The sequence below is a fragment of the Planctomycetaceae bacterium genome, from assembly GCA_041398825.1.
Classification (GTDB): Bacteria; Planctomycetota; Planctomycetia; order Planctomycetales; family Planctomycetaceae; genus F1-80-MAGs062.
The window spans coordinates 258315-279226 of record JAWKTX010000002.1; the positions used below are offsets into that span (position 1 = coordinate 258315).

The 20912-nt window shown below is 53.4% G+C and carries 12 protein-coding genes; 10 read left to right on the forward strand and 2 right to left on the reverse strand.

Features of this window, described 5'->3' with window-relative positions:
• The first annotated feature begins 8 nt into the window (after window positions 1–8).
• Complete coding sequence (locus R3C20_04910; protein ID MEZ6039822.1) at window positions 9–1022, forward strand: NAD-dependent epimerase; 1014 nt, start codon at window positions 9–11, stop codon at window positions 1020–1022.
• A gap of 182 nt (window positions 1023–1204) precedes the next feature.
• Here R3C20_04910 and R3C20_04915 read toward each other — a convergent pair whose 3' ends face one another.
• Window positions 1205–1534, reverse strand: coding sequence for an iron-sulfur cluster assembly accessory protein (locus R3C20_04915; protein ID MEZ6039823.1), 330 nt, complete (start codon window positions 1532–1534; stop codon window positions 1205–1207).
• A gap of 437 nt (window positions 1535–1971) precedes the next feature.
• Between R3C20_04915 and R3C20_04920 the strand changes: the two genes are divergently transcribed.
• The 7 genes from R3C20_04920 to R3C20_04950 all read left to right on the forward strand — a co-directional run bounded on the left by R3C20_04920 (window position 1972) and on the right by R3C20_04950 (window position 17883).
• Window positions 1972–2937, forward strand: a complete 966-nt coding sequence (locus tag R3C20_04920; GenBank protein ID MEZ6039824.1) for a hypothetical protein — start codon at window positions 1972–1974, stop codon at window positions 2935–2937.
• 72 nt (window positions 2938–3009) lie between these two features.
• Window positions 3010–4557, forward strand: a complete 1548-nt coding sequence (locus R3C20_04925) for an MFS transporter (GenBank protein MEZ6039825.1) — start codon at window positions 3010–3012, stop codon at window positions 4555–4557.
• Window positions 4558–5256: 699 nt separating this feature from the next.
• Window positions 5257–5859 carry a sigma-70 family RNA polymerase sigma factor gene (locus tag R3C20_04930; protein MEZ6039826.1) on the forward strand — a complete coding sequence of 201 codons (603 nt, stop codon included), beginning with the start codon at window positions 5257–5259 and terminating at the stop codon, window positions 5857–5859.
• A complete protein-coding gene (locus R3C20_04935; protein ID MEZ6039827.1) occupies window positions 5852–8824 on the forward strand; it encodes a protein kinase in 2973 nt (990 codons plus the stop codon). Before R3C20_04930 ends, R3C20_04935 begins: the two co-directional genes overlap by 8 nt.
• Before the next feature lie 4 nt (window positions 8825–8828).
• Entirely contained in the window at window positions 8829–10481 is a 1653-nt protein-coding gene (locus tag R3C20_04940; GenBank protein ID MEZ6039828.1) for a matrixin family metalloprotease, read from the forward strand.
• A 427-nt stretch (window positions 10482–10908) separates the two neighbouring features.
• Window positions 10909–11211 carry a hypothetical protein gene (locus R3C20_04945; protein ID MEZ6039829.1) on the forward strand — a complete coding sequence of 101 codons (303 nt, stop codon included), beginning with the start codon at window positions 10909–10911 and terminating at the stop codon, window positions 11209–11211.
• A gap of 180 nt (window positions 11212–11391) precedes the next feature.
• Window positions 11392–17883 carry an Ig-like domain-containing protein gene (locus R3C20_04950; GenBank protein ID MEZ6039830.1) on the forward strand — a complete coding sequence of 2164 codons (6492 nt, stop codon included), beginning with the start codon at window positions 11392–11394 and terminating at the stop codon, window positions 17881–17883.
• 145 nt (window positions 17884–18028) lie between these two features.
• Here R3C20_04950 and R3C20_04955 read toward each other — a convergent pair whose 3' ends face one another.
• A complete protein-coding gene (locus R3C20_04955) occupies window positions 18029–18307 on the reverse strand; it encodes a 4Fe-4S binding protein (GenBank protein ID MEZ6039831.1) in 279 nt (92 codons plus the stop codon).
• Between the two features lie 326 nt (window positions 18308–18633).
• On the opposite strand from R3C20_04955, the gene R3C20_04960 reads away from it, so the two are divergent.
• Window positions 18634–19815, forward strand: a complete 1182-nt coding sequence (locus R3C20_04960; GenBank protein ID MEZ6039832.1) for a serine hydrolase domain-containing protein — start codon at window positions 18634–18636, stop codon at window positions 19813–19815.
• Between the two features lie 360 nt (window positions 19816–20175).
• On the forward strand, window positions 20176–20736 hold the full coding sequence (gene frr, locus R3C20_04965; GenBank protein ID MEZ6039833.1) for a ribosome recycling factor: 561 nt from the start codon (window positions 20176–20178) through the stop codon (window positions 20734–20736).
• The last annotated feature ends 176 nt before the right edge of the window (window positions 20737–20912 follow it).

Genomic DNA, 20912 nt, shown 5'->3' on the forward strand with positions numbered 1-20912 from the left:
ATGATTCCATGGCACGAATTCTTGTGACGGGAGCCGCCGGGTTTATCGGTATGCACACTGCAACCCGGCTGCTGGATCGCGGCGATACGGTTGTTGGTCTCGACAATCTCAACGATTATTACTCGCCGCAGCTAAAGCAGGATCGACTGGCAACACTGGCCAGTCGTGACGGTTTCCAGTTTCACCAGATGAATCTGGAAGACCGTGACGGCCTGATGCGGTTGTTTGAACAAAACCAGTTTGACAGCGTCATCCATCTGGCTGCACAGGCTGGTGTTCGGTATTCGCTCACAAACCCTCACACGTACGTTGATTCAAATCTGGTGGGATTCGTGAGTGTCCTGGAAGCCTGTCGCCACAACAGCATTGGCCACCTCGTTTACGCTTCGTCCAGTTCAGTTTACGGAGCCAACAGGAAAATTCCGTTTCGTACAGATGACCGAGTGGACTTTCCTATCAGTCTCTACGCGGCCACCAAGAAGGCCAATGAACTGATGGCTTATACGTACAGCCATCTGTATGACCTGCCGACAACCGGCCTTCGTTTCTTTACTGTCTACGGTCCGTGGGGACGTCCGGATATGGCCATCTGGATGTTCACCGAAGCAATTCTGAAGGGCAGGCCCATCGACGTCTTTAACAATGGGCAAATGAAGCGGGACTTCACATTCATCGACGATATCGTGGAAGGAGTGATTCGCGTCAACGATCATGTTCCCCAACGAGGCGTATCAAATACGGTTGACGCCTCGCAGGACATGCCACAAACCGATGCCCCATACAGCATCTATAACATAGGAAACAACCAGCCTGTCGAGCTGATGCGCATGATCGAGGCACTCGAAGAATGTCTGGGCGTTAAGGCTGAAAAACGGATGCTTCCGATGCAACCGGGCGATGTCCCAATGACTTACGCAGATATCGACGCTCTGCAGGCTGCCGTTGGTTTTCGGCCAGAAACATCAATCGAAGCGGGCATCGAGCAATTCGTACGATGGTACAAAGGCTACTTCAGGGTCTGAAACGAGCTGCGCAAGAATGGTCCGGCGTCAGATCCGTCCTGAAGGATTTGGCCCGGAAGAAGCAAAGGATTTGGCCCGACAAAAGCAAAGGGAGTCCGTGGCGATCACCACGAACTCCCTTCTGTTTGACTGTTTCACCGGGTCCTGAGCCCTTAAGCTCTGAATGCAGCCAGCCGGTTCTGCTAGACGGAGAAGCTGTTGCCACAGCCGCAGGACTTAACAATGTTGGGGTTGTTGAACGTAAACCCGCGTCGATCCAGCCCGCTGTAGAAATCAATCACGGTTCCGTCGAGGAACAGTTCGCTTTTCTTATCGACAACCAGTTCTACTCCATGATGCTGGAAGAGCAGGTCTGCTGTTTCGTTGTAGGAGTTGGTAAAGTCGAAGTTGTATTCCAGCCCGCTGCAACCACCACCCCGCACACCAACGCGAACGTACTTCAGGTCGTCGCGATTCTGTTCCTGAATGACGCGCTTGATTTCGGTGGCAGCCGCTTCTGTCACGATCACCATTTGAACGATACTCCCATGCGAAATGCCGGATTTCCACTGAATCCAGGCCAGATGATTCAAGTAAACGCAGTCCAACGAGCGGCACTGCGACACTACTTTAGACGGAAAAGTCACGATGTGAAGCGCAAATCTGCAACGGACACTCCGCCGGACGCAAGTTGATCCGGGGAAGGCTCGAACCGATGGTTCCGGGAGGAGTTTTGCGTAGGAATCGCCTCCGGAACTTTTGAGATTTGAGAAATCTCACCAGGTAATTCGTGCGTTCTGCGAATCTGTGAAGGCCACCGAATAGCGGGATCCTGACGCCTATCCCTGGAATGACAGGTTTTTGACCGTTACATTGCTGTTTCGACTCCAGGTGACTAGCGCTGAACAGGTTTGATCGTGGTGTTGACCTGAATCCGGCAAACCGTGAGTACTGAGAAAGCAGCAATCAGATGAGCGAATCGAATACCGATAAGAGTGCCCCTGCAAAGGCTGAGGAGGCTAAGCGTGCTCCGGACCGACCGGAACATGTGTACCTTGTGTCCTACCCCAAAATCGTATTCCTTTACCCGACCGTGGTCACGGCCCTGTTCTGCGCCGTGTTCATGTGGGCGAAAGGCGGCCTGCCGGAAAGGGTCGCGGCACCAGATTCGGCGACGGCGGGTGTTCTGCCACGTGTCATGCTGGACGACACACGAGTGGTGTTTGCATCGTTCGATGAACTGGCGACAGACTCGTCCGGCAACGATGGAGCTGCTCAAACGCAGAACGAATCCGAAGAATCAGCCGCCGAGCCCCCCCTAGCCGCGAACGAAGAGTCCGGTGAAGCCACGGGATCCGGTAAAGCCGCAGAAGAGGGGCCAACCTATCATTTCGTTTGCGCCCGCATTTTTCTGCTCGTATTCTTCCTGAATCTCGTCGTGATAGCCTTCGACTTCCCTCGAACAACATCGTTGACATGGTTTTTTGCCGTCGTCGCGATTGCCGTTGGTCTGTGGACGCTGTTTCGTATGAATGAAGGTCTGGCTCCTCGAGTTGTCCAAAGCCTTCTTAGTGTGCAGCCGGCAGCCAATTCTTCGTTCTACTTCATTTTCGCACTCGGCATGCTGATACTTTACATCGCTGTTCTTATCAGTCGCCGCTTCGACTATTGGGAAGTCCGTGGGAATGAGCTTCTGCATCATCACGGAGTGCTGAGCGATCTTGAACGCTTCTCTGCGCCGAATCTGCGTATCGACAAAGAAATCAACGACGTGTTCGAGTACCTGCTGATGCGGTCCGGCCGCCTGATCCTGCACCCAAGCAATGAACGCCGTGCGATCGTTCTTGAAAATGTGTTGTTTATCAGTCGGAAAGAAGACGCAATCACCCGCATGCTTGGTGCACTTCAGGTTCGAGTTCGGACGGATTCTGAATAAGGTCGACGTCATCTGTTGACCAATGCATCGGTGTGTGTCTCCCGTCAGAGTTGTGGATGGATCCAAACCACGATGAGCGAAGTTCAAACGGTTCCCAGCGGCGGTGACGGATCGGATGGCGGGAGCGATTCACTCGACGAAGGCAGTAATGCTCTTCCTCCAACGCTGGCAACCCCAACCTTTGCTGGTTTCGTCACTACACAATTTCTGGGTGCATTTAACGACAACTACTTTAAACAGCTTGTGCTGCTGGCTTGTCTGAACGAAAAGGCAGCCAGCAGTACCGATCTGCAGCCACTGGCTGTATTTGCGTTCGCACTTCCTTTCGTCCTGCTGTCCGGCTTCGGAGGATTCCTCTCGGATCGCTTTTCGCGTCAGCGAATTATTGTCGCCTGCAAAGTTGGCGAAATCGGCGTCATGGCCCTGTCGCTGCTGGTTCTGCTGATCCCGGGACTCAGCAGCAGGACACAACTGATGCTGCTGATCGCGGTCCTTGGTTTTATGGGGGCACAGAGCGCGTTGTTTGGTCCGTCCAAGTATGGATCACTACCGGAGTTGTTTCGCCCGGAACAACTTCTGCCGGTGAATGGCATTGTGCAGATGACCACGTTTCTCGCCATCATCTTTGGGATGGTCGCTGCCGGAGTTACGCTTGATTACCTGGATCGATCGCTCTGGCCGGGAAGTGTGATCGCCGTCGGTATCGCCATCGCCGGCACACTGACTTCGTTATTGATTCGCCGAACCAGAGCAGCGAATCCTTCACTTTCGCTTCGCCCGGAGCATCTGGGGATACCCAGGGATATTCGTACGTTGCTGAAGAATCAGCCGCCACTCTACTCCGCCATTCTGATTGCGTCGGTGTTTTGGTTTATTGGTGGAATAACACAGCCAGCGGTCAACACCCTCGGCCGTGAGATGATGGGGCTTTCAGAGACTCGCGCAAGTGTTCTGGCGGCATCAATCGGGGTGGGAATTGCAAGTGGATGTATTGCTGTCGGTGTCCTGGGCAAACATGCCGGTCCGACCTGGGTCATGCGTGGCGCGTGGGGAATGATTCTCTCGTTGTTTTCTATCAGTTTGCTCGCCAGCCAAACATACTCACGACCTGGATCAGCAGGGACTGACACAGTTCATGTCGATCATCAGGGGGCGGTTGACGACGCAGCTTCTGGTCTCGGTGTCAGTTCCTCAGACACGACTTTGGCAGAGGATTCTGACGGAGTCTCCGCATCCGAAATCGGCCCTTCTGAATCCGGTGCCAGAGAATCAATTGTCGAGGCCATCTTCCATGCACCGAAGATCGAGTGGGCCCTTCGTTTTTGTATGGCAATGCTGGGCTTTTTTGCAGGGACATTTGTCGTTCCTCTGCAGGTCTATATTCAGCAGGCACCATCGCAGGAGTTAAAAGGTCGAGTGCTTGGGACACAGAATCTGATTAACTGGATTGGTATTGTTCTTTCTGCCGTGTTTCTGATTGTCTACAACCTGACGCTTGCCTCCCTTTTCGATGCTGAAACGCTGTCAGCTCGACATCATATCATATTCACCATACTGGCCATCCTGCTGCTTCCAATTGCATTCTATTACCGACTTCCCGCTCGGTTAGACACCGAATAGCAGACGCCCGGCACAGCTATTCCACCAGCTGCACTGCCCGAAATGACCTGGGCGTCGTGTTTGTGTCCATGATGCGCGACAACGAAATGCCAGACCGTTTACTGATCCAGCAGCATGGCTGTGAGATCGTTCTTGCCTCCTCCGTGCGCGCAAGCCTTGTGATATGCCGCCAGTGACGTCGGGTTCACGGGCCGAGATGCGGATCGGATCATTCCGGAATACCTGGATTCAAACCTGCGGCACAAAGGCCATGACTGCGTGATCGTCTCTTGTTCATCGGCGTTTCGGTGATTTGGCTGAGTCATGTGTTTGAATGGGTCGGATTTTTCCCCGCCGGGCATGTTCCCCGTCTGATCTTCATGGTGAACACTGGAAGCATCTGCTCTCGTTGCCCATGTTGAGAACATTAGAGATCCCGGAATCCGGCTGGAAATTCCTGAAATCTGTTTCAGGGCTTTTCGGGTGACAAACCTCTCAAAAACCGCGGCAAAGGAGAATGGCCCGGAAGTTTTTTCATGAGTTTTTGTTTACTTTGGCTGAGGTGTCGTTGTCGGAATGGCCTGAAACCCGCGATATACGGGAGTCTTGAGCTCAATAGAGTGTTTTGAAAATCTTTTGGAAAATGGCGGCATTTCGTGGCGGGCTTTCAATGAGGAAGTGACTCATGAATCCGGCTGCTGTTGATTTTACGAGGCTTTCATGCTGAGGACTTTGTCAGACCAGTCGCTGCTTCAACGACTCCGCACGGGTAGCGAAGATGCCGCAACTGAGTTATACGGGCGTTATGCCAAGCGTCTTGATTGCATTGCATCAAGGGGTCTGGGCAGCGACATGCGCTCAGTTGTCGGCAGTGAGGATGTTGTTCAATCGATTTTCAGGACGTTTTTTCGAAGGGCGGCGGCAGGAGATTATGACGTCCCGGAAGGCTCTGAGCTCTGGAATCTCCTGGTCACAATCTCACTCAATAAGATTCGCGCGATCGGGCTGCATTATCGCCGACAGAAGCGCAGTGTTGCTCGAACAAAACACGGAGACTCCGCTACAGACGACATGGCGGTTGGCGATGACGTTGCCTGTCAGGTCCTGCGGATGGTGATTGATGAGCTGATCGAGTCATTGCCGGAATCTCATCAGCGCATCATACATTTGCATATTGACAATTGGGGAGTTTCCGAGATCGCTTCGAAAACTCAACGATCGAAACGAACGGTCGAACGTGTTCTGCAGCAATTCCGAACGCAGTTGAAAGAGCTGATTTGCGACGACGTGAATGACAAATCCGAACTCCACGAAGATGCTTAATCTCACAGATTGCGTTGAGGCTTACGAGCAGTCGATCGCCAACGGTTTTGACTGCGCGATTGAATTGTTTGCTCCGCACGAATCTCATCCGGAATATGCCGAGATTGTGACTGAGCTTGTCCGGGTGGAGATGGAGCATCGTGGCTGGCAGCCACGTTCAAATATTGCAGGATATTGTAAACGCTTTCCAGTTGCCTTCGACAATCCTGTTCATCGAGCGATCATAGCGTTTGAAGAGTTTCGTGTTCGGCGCCAGCATGGAGAACCTGTTACTCGACATGCCTATGCCGACGAGTTTCAGATTGATACGACACAGTGGCCGTCAATCGCCTCGAATCCTGATATCGACCTGCTGGCTGACGCCGGCTCATCGGGTCATCGAGGGCGTCTTGTGCCTTCGGTGACGGAGATGGATGAAACACATCTGCTGCAATGTATTGCAGAAGCATTTCCTGAATTTGAACCTCTCGAAGAATTAGGGAGAGGTGCGTTCGGCCGCGTCTTTCTCGCTCGTCAGCGAAATCTGGCAGACCGTCTGGTGGTGATTAAAATCACTTCCGACACAACGACGGAACCAGAGCGACTGGCTCGCCTGCAACATACGAACATCGTGCCTGTCTATTCAGTGCATCGTACAGCTGACTGGCAGGCAATTTGTATGCCGTTTTTTGGCAGGCGAACGCTGCGCGACCATCCTGTGGCCGATATCCAGTCATCGCTGCGGCTTATGGAACAAGTCGCCATCGGCCTGCAACATGCTCACCGCTGCGGCATTCTGCATCGTGACGTCAAGCCTGCCAATATTCTGGTGACGGACAATGGCCAGCCGATGCTGCTCGATTTCAATTTGTCTTCAGACAGTGCGTCACGGTCAATGACGCGTTCTATCGTCGGTGGCACGATTCCTTATCTTTCACCCGAGCAACTGCAGTCTTTGAGGTCCGGCGAATCGGTGAGTGCGACCGCCGACATCTATTCGATTGGGGTGATTCTTTTTGAATTGCTCGCTGGCCGTCTGCCGTTCGAACTCCCGAAGGCAGCCTCGATTCCGGAGTTAATTCAGCACGCCCAGGAGCGAGAATCCGGTGAAATCCCACACATCCGAAGCATCAATCCTCGTGTGTCGTTCGCTGTTCAGGACATTGTCCTGAAATGCCTGCAGCCCGAATCAGCGGACCGGTATCAATCGGCTGCAGACCTTGCTGCGGATCTGCGGCGGGAGCTGGACCGCCTGCCGTTGAAACATGCTCCTAATTCATCGATTGCAGAACGCATCGCAAAATGGAGACATCGTCATCCGCGACTCTTGTCTGTCACGACACTGGCAGCCGCACTCCTGGCAATGGTCATCATTGCAGGCATGGGATCCTATGCGTCTCAGCGGCGAATGCTGGCATTGCACGCAGAATCGCAATGGAAGGAATTCCAGCTGTCGGCGCCTGAAATTCGTACGCTCCTTTCGGCACCCGATGCTTCGCTTCCGGCTCTGACGGAAGGAATTAGCAGCGCAAAGAACCTGGTGAACCAGTATCACGTTGCAGATTCAGCAGACTGGCATCATAGGCATGAAGTTCAGCTGATCGAGCACCCGCAGCGTCAACTTCTGGATGAAGAGTTGTCGGAAATAGTGTTCCTGATGGCGTCCGGTCTTCAGCGGCAGTCGCGATTTTGCACAAACGAAATGCATCAATCCCAGTTGTTGAACGAGGCACTGCAATGGAACTCTCTGGCATCGCAGTTTGATTGCGCCGCAGACTCGGGCGAAGTCTGGCTGAGTCAGCGATCTGCCATTCAGCAAACGCTCAATTCCCTTTCCTCTCATGCCGCACCGCAGGTTGATTTGCAATTTCGAGCCCGACCGATTGCCGATGGGCCAGGTCAGCTGTCAGGCTTTTCAAATGCCATTCGCTTGCTGGAAGCGGGCGATTCTCCAGCAGCCCACGTTCTTCTGTCAGAACTTGTCCAACGCAACCCGCATGACTATTCGGTGTGGTACCTGCTGGGAAAATCACGACAGGCAATGCGTCTTTACGGGGACGCGGATGCGGCGTTTTCCACCTGCATCGCACTGAACGCGGATTGTTGGGTCGCATGGCAGGATCGCGCAGTTGTTCGATTGGAATTGCAACGATTCGAAGACGCTGCTGCCGACTGTACAAACGCCATTCATTTGAGGCCCAGTGCGGCAAGTGGATATCTCAACCGTGCACTGGCCAACGCCGCTTTAAAGGAATTTCAGATGGCGGAAGCGGACCTGGACCTAGCAATACAGTCTGGCGGTCCATCGCGGGCGTTCTTTCTGCGTGCCGACGTTCGCCAGCAACAGGGCAATCAGGCAGGTGCGCAGTCAGACTACGACGCGGGTTTAAAAGCGGTTCCGAACGACGTGGATAGCTGGGTCACTCGAGGAATGGCCTATTTGCCACAGGACCCGGTGAAAGCTCTGGCAGATTTTGAACAGGCACTTCGCCTCGATCCGAAATCTCGCGATGCGTTGCAGAATTCCGCCCATGTATTGGCGGAGAGACTTGGCAAACGTGAAGAGGCAATTCGATTTCTTGATACTCTCCTGACATTCTGTCCCGACGACAACCCGGCGCGGATAGGTCGCGCAGTGCTGTACGCCCGCGCGGGCGAAGACGCGTTAGCGCGTCGCGACGCCGACGATGTTCTGCAGCAGTCGCCGGATGCGATTACTCGCTATCAGGTCGCCTGTGTCTTTGCGCTGACGTCGCCGAGAAGCATGGAAGATTCAGAACGTGCGATGCGGCATCTTTCAGAGGCGATGCGAGCGTCACCCGAACTGCATGCCATGGCGGAGCAGGATACTGATCTGGACCCGCTACGAAACCTGCCGGCATTTCAGGAACTGCTGAATGCATGTCGGAAACTTATGACACTCGGAACAGATGTTCCCTCGGCAAGTAAGCAGCCGATTGCGGTCAATCAATCTAACGGAGATTAGAACCATGGCGCTATTCCAAATCCTGAATCTGCTGAATGTGACTCGAAAGTCCCCGAACGCGCGCCGCCGCTTTCGCTCTCAGAAAGAGGCGGAAATCCTTGAGGTTCGCAGTCTGCTGACGACTTTCGCATGGTCGAACGCAACAAGCCTGACAATCAGCTTTGCACCCGACGGAACAGATATTGCCGGCACGCCAAGTGGGTTGAATTCTCAACTGGATCAGTTGGGAACACCAGCGGAATGGCAGGGCACAATCGTCCATGGTTTCCAGACATGGCTTAATGAATTGGGCTTCGATCTTTCGGTGGTGAGCGACACCGGCGCAGACTTTGGAATCAACGGAGCCACGCGGGGGGATGCACGATTTGGTGATGTACGCGTTGGAGCCGTGCCGTTGAGCCCTGAGACACTTGCCACGGCAATTCCACAGAACGCATTCATCTCCGGAACGTGGGCCGGGGATATGATGCTGAATTCCAACCTGCAGTTAAATTCGCTGGATGAACTGTATGCACTGTCGCTGCATGAAGCAGGCCATATTCTGGGACTGGAACACAGTTCCGATCCGGCCTCTCCCATGTTTGATCACGCCGGCACAGTCGTTCTTCAGCCAACCGCGCAGGACATTGCAGTTTTGAAGAGTCTCTATTCGCAGGGAGGCGGAAAACAGCGAACGTCGGAGGACGAGAGTTCATCCGATGACGATTCAGAACGCACACGACGAATCGTGCCAGTGGATTCCACGGGGATGTTTCCGCATTTTGAAGTTACAGGCGTGATCGGCGACGCGGGTCAGATTGACACATTTGTCTTCAGCCCGGGCGCTGTGTCAAGAGAAGACCCACGAATCACAACAATCGTCCTGCAAACAACCTCCACCGATTTCATTCCTGACCTGACGCTGTCAACGGCCAGCGGTCGGAAGGTTGAATCGACAATTGTGGCGAATGGAAACGGGCTGATTATTCTGCAGTCGCGTGAACTTGAAGCTGAGAAAGATTATGTCGTTAAGGTTCGATCCGCTTTCACCGATTCGCGCTTGTCACAGGGACGTTATGAGCTTGCAGTGACGTTTTCCGAATCTGCCCAGGTCATGGACACCCTGGCCAGAGGTACCCTGGATCGTGAAAAGACGCACAGGTCGTTCGAATTCGCTGTCGGCAAGACAGAGCTGTATAATTTTCTGCTCGTTACAAAAGGGAATGACTCAAAGACGAAACCAGTTGACGCTGCAGTCGTACTGTCAGTCGTCGATGAGGAGGGTTGCGTTGTCTTCCGCGCTGTTGCTTTGCCCGGACAATCAGCTTCTAACAACACGGTCATGCTTCGCGAAGGAACGTATCAACTGATGGTCGATGTTGTTGCTGCCTCACGGCGATCGACTCCAGAAGTTGAATTCGCCGTTCGCGGGAGTGTACTTTCGACGGATGCCGGGCCGTTGCCGAGAAATCCTGTCGGCAATCCTTTGAACACTTCCCTTGTCACGCTGCCCTATACGCCGGAGGTCCTGACAACGACAGTCTCAACAACTGTGAAGAATCCAGTTGTGACGACCCCTTCAACAAAGCCTAAGCGGCCGCCCCTTCTGTATGTCCCGGTTACGTGGCAGCAGCTTTTGCTTGACTATCCATCACTTGGTGGTCGTGGATTTCGCTAATTGAGCATTCAGTAACAATGTTCTTCTGCGGACCATGCCGGACAAGTGGCCAGCTGCTGCTGTGTGTGTGTGGCAGACGATCATGCGACGCTGGAATCTCCTGGTTCGCGTAACCTTGAAGCACTCAGGAGATTCGCAAAGCGGCATACAATTCAGGCGATCGCCAATCGTCTGTTTCGGAGCATTCAGACTGTCGAGCTTTTTTGTTCGCGGCACATGATAGTGTTATTTCTGGGGAAACGCGCGAAGTTGTCGCCGTTTCCTCTGGAGCAGTGCGCCCGGGGAGCAGCGATGGCTGCAGTCTGAATAGAGGCAGCCGCATGTGTGTCGCATGCTGACGAAGAATTGTGCAACTATTCTTTCGCAAAACTCCATTGTTCTTGTTCTGTGCTTCGTTCCATTCCGAACCACGAAGAAGCCACGCTGGATGGCGAAACATCAGCCGGACGATGCTGCAATTATTTATGGCCATCATCTGGAATGCGGAGTTTTTTCAGAAAGCTTTGGCGGAGTTTCGATGTGGAAGTCACTTAATCCGTTAGCCGAAGCTGCATTGCTGCCCGCCGATATTTGTTTGACGAAAACGGCCCGTCTGTCAGACACAGATCATCTGCCGGGATTTCCCGGACACTCTGAAATTCGCCACGCAAATACTCCCCGACATTCAAGTGATACCAGATCACTTGTGCTGGAGACGTTCGGCGAGACGGAAGTCCGTGCTGCGATCTGATCATTAAACCCCAGGGCAATTCAGGCAATTTGTCTGTTGGTAATTCGTTGTCGTCACGCTGCAGCGATCCCACTCGTAAGGAAATTCATCATGGTTTCATTTCTCCGCCAACTTCGCCGCGTTGCCAGACTCTCCAGAGCTCGCCGGCGTCCCCGAAGGCAGTGTTCACAAGAAAATCAAATGGGATGTGAGTCGCTTGAAACTCGAGCCCTGTTGTCGGCAATCACCGGAACAATCTACGAAGATGTCGATTCCAGTGGTACCAAAACTGGTCCGGACAACACTCTGGGCGGCTGGCAGGTTTATGTGGATCTGGATAACAGCGGAACGCTCAATAGCCGAGCTGATGGAACACCTGAGCCATCTGTATTCGCAAATTCAGGCGGCGACTACACCATCAATATGAATGGTTTTCCGACCGGTACTTACCGCGTCGCTGAGATTGTTCAGCCTGGATGGAGCCCAACGGCGGCAACCTCCCGTGATGTCGCATTTACGAGTAGCCAGGATTCCAACAAGGTCGACTTCTTCAATTTTGCTGGCGGCGACATCGTCGGTACGGTCTGGAACGACCTTAACGCTGACGGCATAAGAGCTGTTGATCCGATCACTGGAGAATTCACCGATCCGGGGCTGGAGGGATGGACGGTGTTCATCGACATGAAGCCCGCTGGTGGTGGCGGCTTGAATGGCATTCCTGATCCAGGTGAACCGACCACAACGACTGACGCATCTGGTCAGTATCATTTTTCGAACCTGCCCGCCGGTGACTATGAAGTGACTGAAGTTCAGCCCGCAGGCTGGGATGTTCCCTCAGGGAGATGGGACACAAAGCAGACAGTTGCTGTCAATGCCTTGACCACTGCGACGCAGGACTACGCGAATTTTTCGTTGATCAATGGCTCGATCAGCGGTTCCGTCTGGAATGACCTCAACATTGACGGTGTGCGGGAAACAGATCCCATCACCGGAGATTTTACGGAGCCGGGTCTGGCCGACTGGACGATCTTTCTGGACACCAACAATAACGGTGTCTTAGATCCGACAGAAACGTCTACGGTCACTGATACAGATGGAAACTATTCATTCATCAGTCTGGCTGCCGGTGATTACGAAGTGACCGAAGTCATACCGGCGGGCTGGGATGTTTCGCCGACTTATGACAGTCGCCAAACGGTCGCTGTGCGCGGCGGACGGAATTCAACGGCGAACGATTTCGCGAACTTCACTGTCGAAAATGGTTCTATTCGTGGTACTGTCTGGAACGATCTGTTTCGAGATGGTATTCGCAACAGCGATATCTCCGGAGCCTTCACGGATCCGGGCCTGGCAGGCTGGACCGTTTATCTGGATATGAATCGCAATGGAGCCTTTGACAGTACAGAGCCCACTGCGATAACCGATGTTGATGGCCACTATCTGTTTCCAGGCTTGCAGGTTGGTGAATACGAAGTTATCGAAATTGTTCCAACAGGCTGGGAAACCGCTCCGACGTTCGGCGACAATTACTCCGTGCGAGTTTACTCGGGTGCAGAGTCTGTCGCCCACGACTTTGCAAACTTCAATCTGTCAACGCTGATTCCGGGCACAGTCAGCGGTACGGTCTGGAATGACGTTAACGCAAACGGCATCATCGACAGCACTCCATCGGCCGAACCTGGACTTGGCGGACGCATCGTGTTTGCGGATCTGAATTCCAACGGGATTCCTGACGCTTCAGAACCTCAAACCACCACAAACCCTGATGGAACATACACGATTTCAGGCGTGGCGCCGGGAACGGTGAATATCGTGGATGTCCTTCCGGCCGGATGGAGAGCAACATCGCCGGTCACGAGCGTTCGTTCGCTGGTTCTGAAGAACGGCGAGAACAAGACCGGGATCAATTACGGAACTGCGGAGCTGAAGAATTCTACCATCAGCGGAGCAGTCTTTGCTGACACAAACAAGAACGGTATTCGCGACGCGGGCGAACACGGACTGGCCGGCATCACTGTTTATCTTGACATGAACAACAGCGGGACGCTGGACGCTGGCGATCTTCAGACGACAACTTCGGCCGATCTCTACTACACGCCATCCATTAACGAAGCTGGCAGCTACAGTTTTGACCATCTGGCTTCCGGCACCTACTCTATCCGTCAGATTATTCCAGTGGAACTCAGCGCCACACCAACAACGCAGTTTGAACATTCGGTCACAATGGTTGCTTCCGAAAATCACTCGGGAGTTGATTTTGCCGACGTCTTTCGGCTGAACGAAATCCATGGTGTAAAATTCGAGGATGCCAACGGTAACCACGTGCGTGATGCGGACGAGGTAACCGTCGCGGGCACCACGATCTTCATTGATTCCAATCGAAACAATGTGCTTGACGCCGACGAAATGAGCACCATTACAGGCAGCGATGGTTCGTATTCGTTCACAGGTCTGACGCCGGGGGCCTACGTTGTTCGAGAAGTCGTCGAATCAGGATTTGGGATAACATTCCCTACAACCTCCGGAGGGACTTTGTGGCCAGCCGGAGTCAGTAATCCTGCTGTCGGCAATGTCTCACCGACAAGCATTACAACGTCGCTCATTGTTGGACAATCCTATAATCAGACCGTGAGTTTGACCCTGCCTGATACTGGTGCGCTGACGAACGCTGTTGACGTCTTTCTGCTGTTTGACGATACCGGTAGCTTTACGAACAATAGCCCGATCGTACGAGCCGCGTTTCCAGACATCATTACTCAGTTGCAGACATCACTTTCAGGAACGGACCTCGCATTCGGTGTTGGGCGATTCGAGGAATACGGCAACTTCGCGTCTGAATACGGTACTGGCCGACCATTCGTATTGAATCAGCCGATCGTTGCGGCCAGCACACCCGGCTATCTGACCGCAATTCAAGCGGCATTAAATCGAACAACACCGGGATACGGCGGCGACGGTCCGGAGACCGATATTGAAGCGTTGTACCAATTGGTAACGGGCATCGGATTTGACGGAAACAACAACGGGTCCGTGATGGACAGCGGTGCCGCGGGGCTTGGGGCAACTCAATTGCTTCCTGGTAACAGCGGCGACGTGCCTTCCTTCGTTTCTTTCACGGCGGATGCATCGTCCAACGTCCTGCCAGCAGCTGGTACCGTCGGAGGCGGTGGTTTCCGAGCCGGCGCTTTGCCCGTGATTCTGCTGGCGACCGACACAGGTTTTGCCTATCAGCCGAAGGGCGAAACGACGATCACAGGGGCAAACGGTTTGACTCTTCCCGTGAGTGATCTCACCGAAACATCACGTGGGACCACCCCGTTCAGTTCCGGCGCAGGACTCCAGGAGACAATTACCGGGTTGAATGCGCTCGGTGCCCTGGTGATTGGGCTTGGCACCAACACGCAGAGCAACGTTGATCCGCGACAGGGACTGGAAGCGATTTCAAAGCTGACCGGCGCGATCAATCGTTCGACGACACCCATTGATAATGGCACTGGAACTCCAATTGCTCCCGGCGATCCGTTGTACTTCCAGATCTCAACCGGCTTTGCGGGCAGTGTTGCTGCGGGCGTACAAAACGCCATACAAAATGCGGTGACAAATGTGGCGATGGACATCACAGTTCAGGCGTCGGATCCTCGCGTTCATATTATCAACCACACAGGAACCCGCACGAGTGTTGGTTCCGGACAGACCGCATCGTTTGATATCGAATTCGTTGGCGATGGCATTCCGCATCGTTTTGATCTGCAGTTTGTACGTGAAGGAACGAACGTTGTTCTTGGCTCGATCCCGGTTGTACTTGGGACTCCGATTCCTGGCGATGGGTATCACTTCGATGATCTTGGCGAAGGCGAAATTGAACTGGAGGATCACTTTGGTGACCATGCATCGGGGGCATCAACAGCCAATGTGGCTCCGAGTTTCGTAGCCGGAAGCAACCAGGTTGCACCAGAAGACGCGGGAATACAAACTGTCATGCCGTGGGCAACGGGAATATCTCCAGGTCCTGCCAGCGAAGCATCACAAACCGTCAACTTCGTGGTGGTCTCAAACGACAATACCGGGCTGTTCAGTGTTCAGCCAGCGATTTCGGCTGATGGCGTCCTGACGTTTACTTCGGCACCCGATGCATTCGGGACAGCAACACTGTCCGTGGTTCTGCACGATAATGGCGGCACCGCGAATGGCGGGACAGACACCAGTGCTCCGCAACAATTCACGATTCATATCACGGCAGTGAATGATACTCCGGCTGTCGTCGATGATTTCTATTCATCTCCGAGCGGAGATATCGTCATTGTTGCGGCGCCTGGCGTGCTGGCAAACGACAGCGACGTTGACGGTGACCTGCTCAGTGTTACCCCCGTCACATCGCCAGTTCATGGATCACTGACATTAAGTACCAGCGGTAGTTTTTCATATATTCCGGACGCTGGTTTCAGCGGCACCGACAGCTTCACCTACGTGGCTAATGATGGCACCGTCGATTCAGCCCTGGCGACAGTGGCAATCGCTGTCACGGCTGCCAATAGTGCTCCGACTGCGGCTGGTGATCACTATGCAACAAATGAAGACGTTGTGCTGATCATTGATCTGCCCGGTGTCCTCGGGAATGATACCGACATCGACGGAGATCCGCTGACAGCAAGAGTTGTGACCGATCCGTCTCACGGATCGTTGACGCTCAACCCGGATGGCAGCTTCATTTACACTTCTGTCCCGAATTTCAACGGAATCGACAGCTTCACCTACACCGCTAATGATGGGACTGTGGATTCTGCTGCAGCGACTGTGACAATCACAGTGGCTCCGGTGAATGATCTTCCTGTCGCAATACCAGACGATTACAACACTTCAGAAGATGTGCCACTGGATATCACACTTCCCGGCATACTTAGCAACGATCTGGATGCAGACGGTGATCCGCTAACGGCGAGGCTCATTTCGGTCCCAGCCCACGGCACTTTGACAGTGAACCCGGATGGCAGCTTTAACTACGTTCCGGACCTGAATTTCAACGGAAGTGACAGTTTTACTTATGTCGCGAACGATGGAGTAGTTGATTCAGAGGCGGCCAAAGTTACCATCAGAGTCGCTGCAGTCAACGATGCACCAGTCGCCACCCCAGATCGCTATTCGATCAGCGAAGACAACACACTAACCGTGGTCATCCCGGGCGTGCTGAATAATGACACCGACATTGACGGTGATGCCCTGACGGGAAGACTTGTTGCTGGCCCAACTCATGGAACGCTGTTGCTGGACTCAAACGGCCACTTCACCTACACACCGGCCTTGAACTACAACGGCACCGATACATTCACGTACGTCGCGAATGACGGATCGCTGGATTCAGCGCCAACGACTGTCACGATCACCGTGACTGCAGTGAATGATGCACCGCTTGCCATTGGCGAGGACTTTGCCGTGGATGCTGGAACGGTACTGAATATTACACTACCCGGTATTTTGGCGAACGACAGTGATGTTGACGGAGATGGACTCACAGCAGTCCTCGTGGCTGGGCCGTCGAATGGTTCACTCATACTGAACGCCGACGGTTCGCTGAGCTACACGCCTGCAACAGGCTTCAGTGGCACCGACAGTTTTACCTACGTTGCAAATGACGGCTCGCTGAATTCCGAAACCGCCACTGTCACATTGACTGTGAATCCCATTCTGCCTCCGCCAACGGGTGATATGCACTTCCTTGTGGTCGATACGTCCAGTCGTCGTACATTCGAATACGACGAGGCCGGCGGTGTGCTGAATCATTCTCGGCTCAACACCGAAGACCAGAAACCCCGGGGGATTGCGACCAACAGCAACGGTACTCTCCGCTGGGTGATCGACGAAAAAGGCGAAGTGTTTGTCTACAACGACAGCAATGTCCTTCTTGGTTCATGGGAATTTGAAGGCGTAGACAAAGCTCAGGGCATCGCGATCAATGGCAACGATCTGTGGGTTGTTGACAGCAGCAATGATCGAGCGTACCTGTTCTCAGGAGCCGCTTCACGTCGTTCCGGCAGTGCCAGTCCGGACTTCAGTTTTGCATTGAGCAACTCCAACAGAAATGCAAAAGACCTGGTGACTGATGGGGAGCATATCTGGATCGTCAACGACACGGCTTCGGTCGATCGAGTGTTCCGATACTCGATGGCAGGTACGCCTGATGGAAGCTGGGTGATTGATTCGGCGAATACTCAGCCGACAGGCATTGCTCTGTCGCCGGACGGTACGGGGACGCTCTGGATCGTTGATTCCCTGAGCGACCGTGTTTATGGATACGATGTCGGCACAACCCGATTCTCAGGCAATCTTTCTGCCACGCATCAGTTTGCTCTGAATTCACTCGACAGAAACGCTCAGGGCATCGCAACCGTCGTTCCGCCAGTGTCTACCGGGCTCGCCTCACCCGCAAGCGTTTTGACACCCATCGCAAAAGCGACGGCATCATCACTCTTTGATGATCCTGCTGAGATGTCCATGACGATTGCGACATCCGATTCCCCATCGACGCGGACAACGACCGCCAGGATCGCCACCGTAAGAATCGAAGTGCAGAGCCACGATGATGACACGTTCGTCAAATCAGAGCGCGAAGTGTCGGGGGAACGTCCGGATCTGGAAGACTCACTTCTGGACGAGGCTTTCGGAACGGACGACTTGTTTCTGCTTCTGGGCAGCTAAAAAACTCCGCAACAATTCATTCTCCAGAAACTCAGGTCAATCCTTGACCTGAGTTTTTTCGTCGTGGAACAGAAATTTTTGCGGTCGATACGATCAAAGCCAGCGGGAGGTGAACATCCCTGGGAGTTGGAAAATCACCGGGAAATCATCCGCCACAAAGCGGAGACTTCTTCTGCACAATCCGGGGGCATTTGGGAGCCATTTCTGCATTCAATTGTTTGTATTCCTGCCATCTATCGGGAAGATGATCTTCAAAGAAAATGGCTTCGACCGGGCACTCAGGAACACAGGCTTCACAGTCGAGGCATTCATCGGGATCGATAAACAGCATGGCCTCTCCTTCGTAGAAGCAGTCGACGGGGCAAACGACAATGCAGTCCGTATACTTGCAGTTAAAACAGGGTTCAGCCACAACGTGAGTCATTGGAGTTCCTCCGGAAAAGGAAATAGGTTTGGAGAGAAAAGGCCCTTCATTTGATGAATGCAGATGTGGCTCGATGACCGGACAAGAATCTCAGAAAAACATAATGTCAGCGGAAAGCGGTGCCTGAAATCTGTCGCTGGTGACTCCCGGCTGAAATTTCCGGTGGTTAGCTTTCCGTTGAAAAATCGGGACGGCACGCAGGACGACTGGAAACCATGATTTCTTCAGGTCTCCTGTTCGAGCCAGTCCCGGTTTTCAACAGGCTGTTAAGTGAAGGTGCTGCGTTCGTGGCTTTTCAGAAGTTGCCTTTGTTCGAAAGATTTCACATGCGGAATGACTTTGTCGCTGGACACGCCCTTCGCGGCGTCACCCTGTTCGTGCTGGGGATCGTACGTCTTGCGTTTACATCCGCTGCACCCGCGGACGATGCTCCATCACTGAATACCCTGTTGCAGCCGTTTGTTGCCAAACATGAACTGGCGGGAGCCGTTGCAGTCGTCGCCGATCGAAATCAGATTCTCGCGTTAGAAATGGTTGGCTTCTCGGATGTCAGTCTTCATAAGCCGATGACGAAGGATGCGATGTTCTGGATTGCATCGCAGTCCAAGCCAATGACTGCAACTGCGGTGATGATGCTTGTCGATGAAGGCCGAATATCGCTGGATGATGCGGTCGAAACACATTTGCCGGAGTTCAAAGGCCAGATGGTAGTGACAGAAAAGTCAGACGATCAGGTAACGCTGCAACGTCCGGTTCGCCCCGTGACAATTCGTGACATTCTAAGTCATATGAGTGGCCTGCCGTTTCGATCGGCGATCGAGGAGCCAACGCTGGATGGGTTGCCACTGCGTGTTGCGGTTCAGAGTTACGCGATGACGTCTCTTCAGACGCAGCCGGGGACCAGGTATCAATATTCAAATGCCGGAATCAACACTGCTGCCCGCATTCTGGAAGTTCTGTCCGGCATGCCTTACGAAGATTTCATGCAGCAGCGTCTGTTCAATCCGCTTGGCATGAAAGATACCACGTTCTGGCCGAATGAAGAGCAAGTGACGCGCATTGCAAAGTCTTATCGACCAAACCCTGAAAAGGAAGATCTGATAGAAATACCGGTCAGTCAGTTAACTTATCCACTGAACAACCGAACGCAACGATTTCCAATGCCAGCAGGCGGGTTGTTTTCAACGGCTACCGATACTGCCATCTTCTGTCAGATGCTGCTGAACGGTGGAGAATGGAATGGCCGGCAGATCATCAGCAAAGCCGCACTGAAAGAACTGTCCTCGCGTCAAACCCCAGGCAGTGTGAAAGAGAGTTACGGTCTTGGTTTCGCATTGTCGCCCGACGGTTTTGGGCATGGAGGCGCGCAAGCGACCAGTATGCACGTCTATCCCGAAGAAGGGATCGTTATCGTATGGATGGTCCAGCACGCCGGTTTCCCGGGAGAAGGAGCCCGCGCGCAGGGTGTTTTTCGTAACTGGGCAACATCCCGGTCATGGGCGAATTGAATTGGCCTGAGTTGGACGGGAGAGCCGGGTCCATTACAGTGCTCTCATGGTTAACGAACGGCTGATGTTGGTGACGTGCTTCTGGTTGGTGACGCCTCTGGGTCGATAACGAGCCCCGGCGAGACAGGAGTGCGGAGCCTATGGAATGCGTCACTGTTATGGGGAGACGTTCATCAGGTGGTGTGACCTGAACCAGTTGACACTTGGAATGCTGCTGTTGATGTTCAACGGCTTTTTGATCTTGGAATCAGGTGCGAGCAGTGGGTTCGCACGAATTGAAGCGAGCGACGGAAACGTGTGTCCGTGAGTTCGTCTGACTTTCGGTTGTGGGCAGATGCCCGTGCAAGGGGAAATCAAGTAATGGATCAGGATGAGATTCTTCTGGACGCCGAAGAACGCATGGAAAAAGCAGTTTCCGTTCTCTCAAACGCCTTGAAAGGAATTCGAACGGGTCGTGCCAGTGCAGGTCTGGTGGACTCAGTCCGGGTTGAATACTACGGCTCTCCCACACCACTGAAGCAGATTGCCAACGTCAGCGTGCCAGAGCCTCAGCAGATCATGATTCGCCCGTTCGATAGTACTACGCTGGATGCGATCGCAAAGGCCATCACGAACAGTGACCTGGGCCTGGCGCCGAACAATGATGGACGCGTGATTCGACTGAATATTCCACCACTCTCCACGGAACGACGAAAGCAGCTGACAAGTCGTGTTAAGGAACTCGCCGAAGAAGCTCGTGTAGCGATCCGAAATATTCGACGCGATGCCAATAAGCACGCGGACCAGTCTGAAAAAGATAAAGTAATGTCCGAAGATGATCGCGACACCACCAAAGACAAAGTTCAGGATCTGACAAAGAAGTACGAAGGCATTGTCAACGATCGGGCCACGTCCAAGGAAACTGAGGTCATGGATAACTAGTGTGGTGCAGCCTTTCGGTTGTTGAATGACGCCGTAGCGGAGATCGTGAGAATTCTGACGCACGTCCAAATCCTGATCACGTCTGAATTCTTACGAATCCGGCTCCAGCGGGACAGAAACCAGGCAGCCATAAACAGCCGCCCGGAGCATACATCCGCCACCCGGAGCATACATCA